At 46.0% G+C, this 14168-nt stretch carries 6 protein-coding genes and 1 pseudogene; 3 read left to right on the top strand and 4 right to left on the bottom strand.

The window, feature by feature from the left end:
- The first annotated feature begins 35 nt into the window (after positions 1-35).
- A complete protein-coding gene (locus MRBLPE1_RS03030) occupies positions 36-2627 on the top strand; it encodes an adenosylcobalamin-dependent ribonucleoside-diphosphate reductase (protein ID WP_364141353.1) in 2592 nt (863 codons plus the stop codon).
- A gap of 326 nt (positions 2628-2953) precedes the next feature.
- Here MRBLPE1_RS03030 and MRBLPE1_RS03025 read toward each other — a convergent pair whose 3' ends face one another.
- Positions 2954-4444 carry a glycoside hydrolase family 43 protein gene (locus MRBLPE1_RS03025; protein ID WP_364141350.1) on the bottom strand — a complete coding sequence of 497 codons (1491 nt, stop codon included), beginning with the start codon at positions 4442-4444 and terminating at the stop codon, positions 2954-2956.
- 175 nt (positions 4445-4619) lie between these two features.
- Between MRBLPE1_RS03025 and MRBLPE1_RS03020 the strand changes: the two genes are divergently transcribed.
- The gene (locus MRBLPE1_RS03020; RefSeq protein WP_364141348.1) at positions 4620-5531 is read left to right on the top strand and encodes an ArsR/SmtB family transcription factor; all 912 of its coding nucleotides are present in this window, start codon (positions 4620-4622) and stop codon (positions 5529-5531) included.
- Positions 5532-5826: 295 nt separating this feature from the next.
- Here the strand turns inward: MRBLPE1_RS03020 and MRBLPE1_RS03015 are convergent.
- From MRBLPE1_RS03015 to MRBLPE1_RS03005, 3 genes and pseudogenes are all read right to left on the bottom strand, one after another.
- Positions 5827-6492 (bottom strand): annotated as a pseudogene (locus MRBLPE1_RS03015) (flavin-containing monooxygenase); the annotation flags it as partial.
- Positions 6493-6624: 132 nt separating this feature from the next.
- Positions 6625-9093: a heavy metal translocating P-type ATPase gene (locus MRBLPE1_RS03010; RefSeq protein WP_414698826.1), complete on the bottom strand. Its 2469-nt coding sequence runs from the start codon at positions 9091-9093 to the stop codon at positions 6625-6627.
- Positions 9090-9452, bottom strand: a complete 363-nt coding sequence (locus tag MRBLPE1_RS03005) for an ArsR/SmtB family transcription factor (RefSeq protein ID WP_414698842.1) — start codon at positions 9450-9452, stop codon at positions 9090-9092. The genes MRBLPE1_RS03010 and MRBLPE1_RS03005 overlap by 4 nt, the downstream gene beginning before the upstream one ends.
- Positions 9453-10507: 1055 nt before the next feature.
- Between MRBLPE1_RS03005 and MRBLPE1_RS03000 the strand changes: the two genes are divergently transcribed.
- Positions 10508-14155 carry a discoidin domain-containing protein gene (locus tag MRBLPE1_RS03000; RefSeq protein ID WP_364141343.1) on the top strand — a complete coding sequence of 1216 codons (3648 nt, stop codon included), beginning with the start codon at positions 10508-10510 and terminating at the stop codon, positions 14153-14155.
- Positions 14156-14168 lie beyond the last annotated feature (13 nt).

Raw genomic sequence — 14168 nt, 5'->3', positions numbered from 1 at the left:
TGCAGCGCGGTAGTTCGAAGGAGGAAGAGGCTACGATGAAGACGTCTAATGGAAAGAAGCTTGAGGGGTTAAGCGAGAAAATATTTTTGGACCGCTACGCTTGGAAAAATGCGGACACAAGCAAAACGAAAGTAGGGGATATCGTACTCGTTCTGACCAAGGATGACCCAAAGTTCCCGGTAAAAGAAGTTGGGGAAATCATCGCGCGTGAAGGCGATGCGGTAACGATAAAGCTTAGAAGCGGGGAGCAAGTAAAATCTAGCATCGAGAAGCTGACGCTTACGATTGAGAAGACGCCTGAGGAAATGTGGGATCGGCTGGCGGGTGCGATGGCCTCGGTTGAGGTTGAGCCGGGGAAGCAGCAGGAATGGCAGGAGAAGTTCAGATATATTTTGGATGATTGGAAGCTGGTTCCTGGCGGACGAATTGCAGCGGGGGCTGGAGCCAGCGAAGAGCTGACTCTCTTTAATTGCTACGTCATCCCATCGCCGAAGGACAGCCGCGGCGGGATTATGACGACACTATCGGAAATGACGGAAATCATGGCCCGCGGCGGCGGGGTAGGGATGAACCTATCGTCACTTCGTCCGCGGCGAGCTATCGTAGCCGGGGTAAACGGTTCCTCTAGCGGCGCAGTATCCTGGGGAGGTTTGTTTAGCTATACGACGGGGTTAATCGAGCAGGGCGGCAGCCGTAGAGGTGCGCTAATGCTTATGCTGAATGATTGGCATCCGGATGTATTGGAATTCATCACCGTCAAGCAAACGATGGGCCAAGTTACGAATGCTAATTTGTCGGTTTGCTTAAGCAACGCATTCATGCAGGCGGTGAAAGACGATCTGGATTGGGAGCTTGTTTTCCCGGATACGAAGGAAGCAGGCTATGACGAGCTTTGGAATGGCGACCTGGAAGAGTGGAAACGGCTCGGCAAAAAAATTATATCTTACAAAACAGTACGCGCCCGCGAGATCTGGCAAGCCATCATTGAATCCGCTTGGAAATCCGCCGAGCCTGGCGTTGTTTTCATGGAATATTACAACCAAATGTCGAACAGCTGGTATTTTAATCCGATTATTAGCACGAATCCATGCGGGGAACAAGGCTTGCCGGGCTGGGGAGTATGCAACTTATCGGCAGTGAACTTATCTAAATTTTACGATGAAGAGAAGAATGACGTCGCATGGGAGGAGTTAGGCAAGGTGACGAGGTGGTCGGTACGGTTTCTGGATAATGTGATCGACAAGACCCCCTATCATTTTGAAGAAAATGAACGCAATCAAAAGCTGGAGCGGCGCATTGGGCTCGGGACGATGGGGCTGGCGGAGCTTATGATTAAGCTGGGCATTCGCTATGGAAGCGCGGAATCCTTGGTTTTTTTGGATAAGCTGTATGCGTTTATGGCTCGTGAATCCTATTTGGCATCGACGGAAATTGCTGCTGAGAAAGGATCCTTCCAAGCATTTGATGCAGATAAATATGTAAAAAGCGGTTTTATGAAGCATATGATTGAACAATTCCCGGAGATCGAAGAAGCTGTTGCCGATAAGGGAATGCGCAATGTGACCGTTATTACGCAGGCGCCTACCGGGAGCACGGGGACCATGGTCGGAACTTCGACTGGCATTGAGCCTTATTTTGCATTTGAATATTATCGTCAAAGCCGTTTGGGGTATGACAAACAGGATGTTCCGATCGCGGCGGCATGGAAAGAATCGCATCCAGGCGAGGAGCTGCCCGACTATTTCGTAACATCGATGAGCTTATCCGCCGAGGATCATATCCGGGTGCAGGCAACGATCCAGCGCTGGGTAGACAGCTCGATCTCCAAAACGGCGAATTGCCCTGCGGACTTTACGATAGAAGAAACAGGGCGGCTGTACGAGCTGGCATTTGAGCTGGGGTGTAAAGGGGTAACTATTTACCGTGATGGAAGCAGGGATGTACAGGTGCTTTCAACGAAGAAGAATGAGGGACTGGAGGTTAAAGCCGAGGAAACGGCGGATGAACGACAAGCAGAAGCTTTGTCGCCGCCGGCTGTGGAAAGCCAAGATTATTTTGACGCTGATTTGGTAGAAGCGGCAGTCCCGGCGATTCAGTCGGAGCAGGTGGTCGATAAACAATATAAGCGAAGACCGCAGGTGCTTCGAGGTGCGACCTATAAGGTCAACACGCCATTTGGCATGGCCTATATCACGATTAATGACCTGAATGGAACTCCGGGCGAAATATTTTTGAACGTGGGCAAAGCGGGCTCGGACGTATTTGCAATGGCTGAAGCATTGGGCCGCGTCTGTTCATTGTTTCTGCGGTACGGCGATCACGGCAATAAAGTGAAGCTGCTGATTAAACATTTGAAGGGAATCGGCGGTTCGGGAGCGATCGGGTTTGGAGCTAATCGGGTAGAGTCCATTGCCGATGCCGTTGCCAAATCGTTAGAGCTGCATATGGATAGCGGAGAGGAACAATCTGCCGCTGCTGAGGATGTCATTCTCGCGAAGGCAGAGAGCAAGAGTTACCAAGCAGTCGAAGGCTCGTCAAGGGATTTATGCCCTTCCTGCGGCTCAGCTTCGCTTATAAATATTGAGGGCTGCAAGCAATGCGCGAACTGCGGATACAGTAAGTGCTAGATGCAATTTTGAGCGTAATAGAGGGCGATAGATGTGATGTCGGCCTCCACAAGATTGCAATAGCGTCTTTGTTACTGCAAAAAATATGCTAGAAAATCAAGTAACAACTGGGCTAAGTTCACTTAAGTGCATAAATCGGAATTTTCCCCGATAAATATTGAAATCATAAATTAGCACCAAGAATCTAATCTTGGTGCTAATTTTAATAACTCAACAAAATGTGCCTGAATAACCAGGATTCGATCTGTACATTATTCTCTTTTATGAATATTGCATTTTCGATTTTCAGTCTAATACTTATTTCACGAAATCTAAAGGTTTAGCTTTCAAACATACTCGCACTTAAAATTAGAAAACTCGGCCAAAGAATCATCACCATAGGCATATAAACCAATGATTACGCCTGTAAAGCCCCCGGCAACTTCCGAAGAGAGGTATTTCGTTTGTGCCGAGCCCAAGAAGATATTCTCGCCATCTACATAAGTATGGAAGCTGTATCGTTCATGGTTAGCTCTGATAACCAGTGTGGCATGGTTAGCGCTTCCCAGATCCACTATATTTTCGATAGATCGGATATCGCCAATAGCAAGGCGCTCGATAACTTTATACCCGTTCTCCTCTTTGCGGATAGCCAAATCATAATGGTGATGTTCATCCATATAGAGCGTGATGCCAGCCTCTCCGCTAGTAAGGCTTACATCGCAAACGATCGTTGCGCCAAAGTCAATTTGGCGTATGCCGATAAAGGTTGGGGACGCCGGAACATCGAGCGTCACCTCGGTTCCTTTCATCGTTACTTTGCTTTGTTCCAACCTATAATTATCCGTAGCAGGATGACGAAGATAACACCAGTCCAAGTTCCAATCCGTGTTCTCGAATGTATAAATCTTCTTCTCCTGCTGAATCACCATGTCGGAGATGCGATCGGTCTCGAAACTCGTTAGCGTAGTGCCATTAAGTCCTGCCGTAAACCAACCTTCCTCGTCAAAGGTAACCGGCGTAAGGAATACTTCGCGGCCAAGGTGATGGTAGGTAAGCCATTGTCCAATTTGACGGAATCCCAAATGAAAGAACCACCAATTTCCTTTGTCATCCTGAATCAGGTCGCCATGACCAACCCCCTGCAGCTCGTAGCCGCCCAAATTTCGATTTGTCAGTACGGGATTCTGCGGATAGGCTTCGAACGGGCCAGAAGGGGAACCGCCCCGCGCATAGGTGACCATATGGCCATATTCGGTTCCGCCTTCAGCCGCCAACAGGTAATAACGTCCATTTATTTTATACAAATGAGGGCTTTCCAAATAACGTCCGCCTGATCCTTGCCATACCGAACGGCTCGGAGTCAGTTTGCGACCTGTTTCTATGTCAATTTCACACTGTACGATTCCGCCAACACCGTTATCGTCTGTCCCGTTGCTCATAAAGAAAGTCTTCCCGTCTTCAAAATACAAATCCGGATCGATTCCCCCTTGGTCTACATAGATCGGATCGGACCATTCCCCGTATATATCGTCGGTCCATAAATAGAAATTCTGACGAGTGGTGTCGTTGGTCGTGGTCATATAGAACCGCCTGTTATAGTACCGAATAGTAGGAGCGAACACGCCGCCGGAACTATTTACATTATCCAACTGAATCTGGCTTTTACGGGTTAGGCAATGCCCGATTTGAGTCCAATTAATTAAATCCTTGCTTTCAAAAATAGGGACGCCCGGGAAATACTGAAAGGAACTGCAAACCAAATAATAGGTGCCATTCGCCTTGCAGATGCTTGGATCCGGATAGAATCCTTTGATGATCGGATTATTGTATTTCATTGATCCACCTCTAATTTTAAAATTCATAAATATAAGAATTCAATATGATGAGCTAATAAGGAAATTTAACACTATCGTACAAAAACTTGCAATGGATTAGGGTTGAATGATTAGGTTAAATTCATTAAATTAATAGATATGTGATTTTAAAAGTTGTGGTTAGGAGAATGTGATTATGATCAAAGCGAACGGGGAACTCCAATTCATGCCTTTATACGAAGCGCTTGCAAGCGAGGTCAGATGGAGAATTATGGACTTAATTGCCGACAGGGAAATGAATGTCAAGGACATTGCGGCTGCGTTAGAACTTAGTCCCTCCATTGTCACCATGCACATACGAAAACTCGAGCAAGCTGAATTGATCGGAAGCCGTAGAATACGCCTAAATGGAGGGACGCATAAATTGTGTTTCCTCAAAGAAAAAAACATCGAGATCGAGTTGCCAACCGCCAGCCGGAACGCAAGGATCAGAGAGCAGACGATATCGGTGGGGCATTATACCGCTTTTGAAATCCATCCTACCTGCGGGCTTGGAACGCGTGAGAAAGAAATCGGAATTTGGGACGACCCGCGCTACTTTCTCGATCCCGAGCGGGTTCATGCCGCCATCCTTTGGTTCGGGAAAGGCTACGTGGAGTACAAGACACCTAACTATTTGCTTTTCGATCAAACCGCTGACGCTATCGAAATTTCAATGGAAATAGCTTCTGAAGCACCAGGCTTGAGGGATCATTGGCCATCGGATATCCGGTTCGATTTTAACGGCATTTCCCTTGGTACCTGGACAAGCCCGGCTGACTTCGGAAGAGCTGCGCGTGGAAGATTTACGCCGGAGTGGTGGCATAGAAATGTGAACCAATACGGACTTTTAAAGACGATCCGTATTGACGCCACAGGAACGTTTATAGATGGAGAGCGTATGTCAGACGTGACCGTATCGGAGATCAAGCTACGAGAACCGTTCTGGACGCTTCGTTTCACGGTTGACGAAGATGCCGTTAACATAGGGGGATTAACGCTATATGGTTCCGGATTCGGCAATCATGATCAGGATATCGTGATTCGCGTACATCTTTGTGACAAGTAACGACTAAATTACTGCTAAGGGTCAGGATGTAAATTCTCAAAGCAAATGTTATCCCTTTCCTCTCAGATGTTTGCCTAATCCTCTCACTACCTCTTAATTAACAAACAGATATGGACTATAATCGGACAATAAAGAACAATGGAACAAGGAGGATCAAATGTCTGGAGTAATCTCGAAACAGCAGAATGAGCTCGTCAAAGTGTTTGGTACTTTGTATTTTTTCACTTATTTATTCATCTGCACTAGCTTCGCGTAAACCGCGGCCTTTTTCATTTCGTATACGCGCTGCTTCATAAGAAATAGTAGATTTTAAAATTCCCAGTATGTCAAACCACCAAAAAATGCTTCTGTCGAGAGCTTGGAGCGGAAAGAACTTCATTTTATGGCCTATGGATAAGTAAACATCTCTATCCTTAGACAATTCGACTGCAATCTGCGCACCCGAATTACCCGCGCCGACCACAAGAACAGACCCGGGTTTTAATTGCAAAGGATTGAGATAGTGAGAAGTATGTACTTAATACACATGGTCGGAAAGAACCGAAGATATTTTTGGAATGGCAGGCTTTTGAAAAGGACCAGTTGAAACGATCACTTTTTTGGCCCAATATTCATCTTTATTCGTTACAACTTTAAATAAGTTGTTTACCTTCTCTAAAGAGAGGACCTCAGTTTGAAGATGCACAGGAAGCTCAAAAAGAGCAGCATATTTCTCTAGATAGTCCGCAATTTCATCCTTGTTCGCATAACCTTTTTGGTCACCATCCAAAGCAAACCCAGGCAAGGAACTAAACCATCGCGGCGTAAATAGGAGCAAGGAATCGTATCGGTTTCTCCATACGTCACCAATTCTGCTTTCTTTTCCGATAATGGCATAGGATTTGTTTGTCGTTTTTATTTGGTAACCCATTGCTAGTCCTGCTTGATTAGCTCCAATTATTAGAACATCAACTTGACGCATCTTCATCAACTCCGCATAACCTAGACTCTATATAATCAATGTTTCAATACAAACGTATTGTAGAAAAGAAAAATGAAAAAGTTACGTAACCGCTGCTTATAAATATGGAAACGAAGGACAAGGGTCCTTCGATTATCCTTTGATTTTTAGCAATCTCATGCTGTTTAGAATAACAATTAATGCTGCGCCTGTGTCACTCATTACGGCGATCCACAAGGTAAGTACATCAGGAAAGATAAGAATCAGAGCAGCAAGTTTCACAACAATTGAAAACCAAATGTTCTGTTTAATGATCTTCAGTGCTTTGCGGCTTAACTTTGCGGTATGCGGCAGCTTCTCCAAGTTGTCGGCCATCAAAACAACATCTGCTGTTTCCATGGCAGTGTCTGTTCCTGCTCCGCCCATAGCAATGCCAAGATCAGCCGTTGCCAGTGCAGGCGCGTCATTAATTCCATCGCCAACCATCGCAACGATGTTTCCTTCTTTCTGAAGCTTTCGAATGGCTTTAACCTTATCCTCTGGCAGCAGCTCCGCGAAATATCGGGTTACCCCCGTTTGGGCAGCTACTTTCTTGGCTGTTCCTTCGTTGTCTCCCGTAAGCATGATAACTTGGTTTATTCCTGCTTGCTTAAGGCTCTTCAAAGCATTTACCGCGCTCTCACGAACCGTATCTGCAACCGCGATAACTCCAATTAGCTTATCTTTAGTTCCTACAATGACAAGCGTATTTCCTTCTTGCTGCAAGGAGGTTATGAGAGACTCTGTTTGACCAAGAGGCGTTTTCAGCTCTTGAAACAGTCGTAGGTTACCAGCAAAATATTCGGTTTCACTAATAACCGCTTGGATACCTTTACCAACGATATTACGGAACTGTTCGCCTTTTAAAGACGGTACTCCTTTGTCATTTGCATGGTCGACTACGGCTTTCGCAATAGGATGAGTAGAATACTCTTCCAATGTTCGCGCGACAGATAAAACGTCATGCTCTAAATCTCCAACAGATATAACCTCCGTTACTTTAGGTTTCCCTTCGGTAAGGGTGCCCGTTTTATCAAACGCCACGGCTGAAATCTTACCTGCGATCTCTAAAAAAGCACCGCCTTTGATTAAAACACCGTTTTTGGCCGCGTTTCCGATAGCAGAAACAATAGCAACGGGCGTAGAGATGACGAGCGCGCAAGGGCATGCCACTACAAGGAGTTCCAACCCTTTGTAAAACCATTCTCCCCAATCCCCGAAACTAAAAAGTGGAGGGAGGATCATAACCACAAGAGCGAGCACAAACACAATAGGCGTATACACGCGGGCGAATTTATCGACAAATGCCTGTGTGGGGGCTTTTTGTTCTTGAGCTTCTTCAACCAAGTGAATGATTTTAGCAATTGTTGTATCTTCAACTAGCTTGGTAACCCTTATTTCAAGCAATCCGTGTTCGTTGATTGTGCCTGCGAATACTTGATCGCCAACGATCTTATCAACGGGAATTGATTCACCAGTGATGGGAGCCTGATTTACACTGGATTCCCCAATGATTACTTCTCCATCAAGTGGGATTTTGTCTCCAGGTTTTACAATCATAATGTCTCCGATAGAGATGTCTTCTACGGGTTTTCTAATCATATTTGTACCGACTTTGACCCATGCATCTGGGGGAGCAAGATCGATTAAGTTCCGTATGGAATTTCGTGTTTTCTCGATGGACCTTGTTTGCAGAACGTTGCCTAGCGCAAATAACCAAACGACCGTAGCACCCTCAAGCCATTGACCAATAGCAGCTGCTCCGATGACAGCGGCTGTCATTAGCACATTCATGTCCAATGAACGGCTTTTGATCGCATAAAATGCGCTTTTAGCGGGTTTATAACCGCCGATAATAATCGATGCCACATAAAGCATGCTTATCATGAACGAGGATACACCGCTTAAAGAACCGAGATAACCAAGTACTATTAAGACAGCAGAGAGTACAAGAAGATTGGTGCTTGATTTAGAAGGTTTTTGCTCGACTTTAGATTTTTTTTTTGAAACCAAACTTGCTTTATAACCTGCCTTTTGAACTTCTTTTATAATTTCTTCCGCACTGTTTTCGTGTTCAATTTTCGCCTTTCCCGAAGAAAAATTGACAGTTACACTTTTAACGGAGGGAACCATTTTCAAATGGTTCTCAATGGTCATAGCGCAAGAACTACAATCCATGCCCTCAATGTTATAAGTACGAGTGTTTGTTTTTTTCTCAAGAGGTTCCAGTGCATAACCCAATTTTTTAACATCACCATTAAGTGTTTCGAAAGCAGAGGGATTGTCTGAAGTAACCTGCATTTTACCCGTACTGTAATTCACGCTGACAGATTGAATGTCTTTTATTTTGCTAACGCTTTTTTCAATTGTAAGGGCACAGGCGGGGCAATCCATTCCGTGTACCATAAACTCGTAGCAGCCATTTGCACATGAAGGAGCAGAGACCCCATTCATCGTCGGCAAACTAGTTAACGCATTCGGTTTTGGTTCATTACAGCAGTCATCAGGACAAGCCTGGTCTTGAACAGAATGAATTAAAGTTAGCGTTTTTTTAAATTTAGGCCTATGAATTTCATCACTCATTTGGTCTGCACCTCCGCTTTCCCTGTACAGCATTCCAGTTGTTCATTTCTCTCGCATGCAGCAACATCTTCTTCAACCTGATGGAAAACATCATCCATCATCGAAAGCAGCTGCCTGATTTGTTCGCTTCGCAAACTGTAATAAATGAATTTACCTTCTTGGCGCCCAACGATTATTCCACAACCTTTTAAACAAGCCAAATGCTGCGAAATATTCGATTGATTCCCACTGATTTGATCCACAATTTGAGAAACCGTTTTTTCTTGGTCTTGGATACATTCCAATATTTGAAGTCTCGTCTTGTCGCTAAAACCACGGATGAATTTTGCTTTTACATCCAATATATTTTGTCCCATGATTAATTCCTCCATCTCATATCAGTATATTCTAATATGATTCTTTTTATCATATTAACACTGACTAATATGTGTTTCAATATTCATTCAATAAAAAAATAGGGATGCGTTAATCTTCTTCAATTCGCCCAGATCCGATTAACTCATCGTCTTGAAACGCTAGTATTTTCGGTTGATCGAGTACGGCCGTATGAAAGTGAATGGCCGGCGAGAATAGCTGGTCGATGCAACATCGAGTAGAAATTAATATGGAGTTGTTTCACCCAAAAGAGAAGCGTAACGTCATAGGAGTAGTGAATAAAATTGATCTTTTGAAAGAACGCATTAAGGTAGATAATGAGTGGCTCCGAATTTGGGATATTGAAGGGGCTAAGGTTGAGGAATAATTGACTGCTCGTTGTTTACAAACTTGGAAACGTAAAATTGCCTCAGACTTATGTCCGAGGCAATTTTTACATCAATTACTATGCACATCATCATAATTATGCTTCCACTCTAATACACCCTCAAACTTACACCCGCAATTCTTAATCCTGTTATAATCATCATCGTTTGCATCGTAGTTTATTGTCAATGTTGAACCGCATTGATTGCATTCCCATACATGCCACACATCCAAATTTAACCCTCCTATTTAGTCTTTTTATTAAAATCATTCCCAAAATGTAAAGTTTATAATTGTTATACTTCTGAATAATATTTCGCTGATGTTTCTAATCTAGCTAACGTGATCTAAGGACATTCCTTCTGATGGAACAGGCAGGGTTTAACGCAGGTAATAGCAAGGAATGTCAATATAGTACAAAAATTATTGCTAATATTCTGAATAGATTTAATCCTTCGCTATTCGTTAGAATTGAGGCATACCAAAAAAAGGAGGATTGTAAATTATTCATTAAATGTAAACGCTTTAATTTTGAGTATTTAATATAGCTAGAAAAAGGGGTGGGCAACAAACTAGCATATATATGTTTTTGAATGAATTACTTAAAAATGAATAAATTTTCAAAAATTTAAATTTATAAATTAATTTTATTATGAAAAAAGGAGACGAAATGATGAAGATTAAACGGTTGCTGTCACTCGTACTATCCTTGGCTGTCGTGATGGAACTTATGATTACACTACCGAAGCCGCCTACGGCCAATGCATCATTCACTTCCAACGACTTCCTGAAAACAGACGGGAAATTCATCAAGAAGAATTCCGGAACAGGGGATATTGTAAACCTTCGCGGCACAAATCTGGGTGGATGGCTAAGTTTTGAGGATTGGATGTCCCCTACCGGTGAATTTGCTTTTGACCGGACCGGTTGGAGCGCATCTGCATCGGTAAAGAGCGCCAGCGCCGGAAATGCAATCGACGGTGATAATACGACGCGCTGGGATACCGGCACCGGACAAGTGAGCGGGCAATGGTTCCAGGTGAATATGGGATATGTCGGTTACTTCAACAGAATCTATGTTAACGCAGCAGGGTTTAACGGAGATTATCCTGTAAGCTACCAAGTGCTGGTATCAAATGATGGTGTGGCGTGGAAGGATGTTGCCAGCGGTTCAAGCAGCACCCAGAACACGATTATCAGGTTCGTTCCACAGGTGGCGCAATATATTCGGGTTGTTCAAACCGGAACGAATGCTGCTGAATGGTGGTCGGTTGCCGAGTTCAACGTTTTCTCGGACCCGACTATGAACAACACGGGACTTACGGCAACTGCCTCATCTACCGGTTCGGGAACTTCGGCCGCCAATGCACTTGACGGTGATGTGAATACACGCTGGACGAGCGGAGCGGCACAAACCAACGGCCAGTGGTTCCAAATCGATCTCGGATCGGGGCAGGATGTTGCCAAGGTCATTATTGATGCCGGACCTTCGTCATCCGGCGACTATCCGCGCGGCTATGAGGTGCTCGGCTCATCGGACGGTGTAAACTGGACGAAATATGCAAGCGCTTACGGATCCTCCCGCACTATTGTTGCGGAATTCTGGTGGTCTTCTTATATGCGCTATGTCCGGATCGTACAGACAGGCAGTAGTGCCAACTGGTGGTCGATCGCTGACGTATCTCTCTTCTCCAGCAATGCGTTGGAGCGGACCGGCTGGGCTGTAACGGCATCTTCGAGCGGCACAGGTGCTGGATCTGGCAATGTTAAAGACGGCAATACAAGCACACGCTGGACAACAGGCGCTGCTCAGACTAACGGACAATGGTTCCAGGTCGATATGGGCGCGAACATCCCATTCAACCAGATTATTCTTGATACCGAGAAGAACACGTCGTCAGAGCAGGACTACCCTCGCGGCTATACCGTTCAGGTGTCCAAGGACGGCACGAGCTGGACAACGATTGCAAGCGGCCAAGGAAAGCGGAAGGCCACACCGATCAATTTTCCTGCCGTAACCGCGCGTTACTTTAAAATCACACAAACAGGCAGCTCCACGAACTGGTGGACGATCGGGGAAATGAACGTATACCTCAACAACGACGATTTCTCGATGAATTCAACCTATAAACAGCGTTTCGGCGCCACAACGGCAGAAAGCCTGGTCACGACGCACCAGGATACATGGATACAATCCGGCGACCTGGACAATATCGCTAGCATGGGTATGAACATGATCCGTTTGCCGATTGGCTGGAATGAGCTGCTGAACGATGACGGTACGTGGAAATCCAATGCCTGGACAAAAATCGACTGGCTTGTTAGCGAAGCGGCTTCCAGAAACCTCTATGTTCTGCTGGATCTGCATACCCTGCCCGGCGGCGATTGCCCGTTCGGCAGCTGCGGACGTTTTGGCCCGAACCCGAACGAATTCTGGACGAATACGACATACCAGAATTGGGCCGTGGACATTTGGCAGCAGATGGCGACCCGCTACAAGAACAACCCGGCGATAGCAGGCTACGATCTGATGAACGAGCCGTTGATTGACTATGGCGAGGACACGGATGACGTGAACCAGAAGGCGGATTACTATGACCGGTTGTATGACGCTGTTCGCGCCATCGACCCCGACCACACGATTTATATTGCAGCATTCTTTGACTGGGGCAATATCGTAGCGCCAAGCGTAAAAGGATGGACGAATGTCGTATATGAAGTGCATCCTTACGATATGCCGAACGGAAAAGACTGGAATGCGCAAAACACCATGGTTGAAGACAAGATCCAGTCGATGGTTTCCAAGCAAAACGACTGGGATGTTCCGGTTCTTCTCGGCGAATATTCGCTCTATCATTATGACGATGTCTGGTCGAAATGGATGGGTGGGTTGAACGCGATCCATGCCTCCTGGACCAACTGGACATATAAGGTCAAGGGTGACATGAATGAAGGCGTCGGCGGCTACTGGGGTTTGTACAACAGCAATCCGGCTCCGGTGCCGGTAATCAACAATGATAATGCTTCCACGATTACAACCAAGCTTCAACAATTTGGAACGAGCAATTTCCAACCGAATACCAGCTTCATCAACACGGTCAAAAAGTTCGCGAAGGGCGATCCGTGGATGGCGACCGTCCCGCTCGACCAAACAGGCTGGACGGCAACCGCTTCGTCTACCGAATCGGGCAGCTCGCCTTCGAACGCGCTCGATTGGAGCACGACTACTCGTTGGAGCAGCGGCGCAGCGCAATCGAACGGCCAATGGTTCCAGGTGAACATGGGCTCGAAAAAGGTGTTCGACCAGATCTCTTTCGAAACAAAGACCACGGACAAGTGGGATTATCCAAGAGGATATCAGATCCAAGTCTCGAATGACGGGACAAACTGGACGACTGTGAAGAGTGGACAGGGCTTCGGTTGGAAGCAGGCCATGACCTTCACGCCTCAGTATGCACAATATGTACGTGTCGTCCAAACCGGGACCGGACCGGACTGGTGGTCGATTGCCGAGTTCCACGTGTATTCGGAGCCGATGCTAAACAAAAGTGGTTGGACGGCAACAGCATCATCGTCCGATACGTCCGGAAATGTTCCGTCAAGAGCCATCGACGGAAGCAATTCCACTTGGTGGGCTAACGGAGCGTCACAGGCAAATGGGCAGTATTATCAAGTGGACTTTGGACGTAATGAAACATTCAATCGGGTATTGATTGATGCAGGTACATTTACGGCCGATTATCCGAGAGGTTATCAGATTCAAGTTTCAACCAACGGCACAACTTGGTCAACTATAGCAAGCGGTTCCGGAAGCAGCGCTCCTATTCTTGTAGATTTCGCACCGCAGACGGCGCGTTATCTGAAGGTAGTCCAAACAGGCACAGCATCAAACTGGTGGACGATTACCGAACTGAACGTATACGGTGAACTTGAGAAGAGCCGGACCGGATGGACGGCCGCTGCAACTTCGACGGAATCGGGCGGTTCAACTGCGAGCGCACTGGATAGTAACACCGCTAACCGTTGGAGCAACGGTGCGGCCCAAGCAAGCGGTCAATCGTTCACGGTTGATATGGGCTCCAATCAATGGATTAATCATATCGTCATGGATTCGGGTTCCAATATTAACGACTATGCAAGAGAATTTACCGTGGAGATGTCCTACGATAATACGAATTGGAAGACGGTTGCGAACGGCGAAGGTACCGGGCCTGTCGTTGCGGCCAACTTCCCGATAACGGAAGGCCGTTACATCAAGATCACTTTAAAGCAAAACTCCACGAGCTGGTGGTCAATTGCAGAGTTCAGGGCTTATGAGTAAGATCCGCTAAGAG

This window comes from Paenibacillus sp. LPE1-1-1.1 (assembly GCF_040676435.1).
Classification (GTDB): domain Bacteria; phylum Bacillota; class Bacilli; order Paenibacillales; family Paenibacillaceae; genus Pristimantibacillus.
The sequence above is the reverse complement of the archived record's forward strand: the minus strand, read 5'-3'. Positions and strand labels throughout refer to the sequence as shown.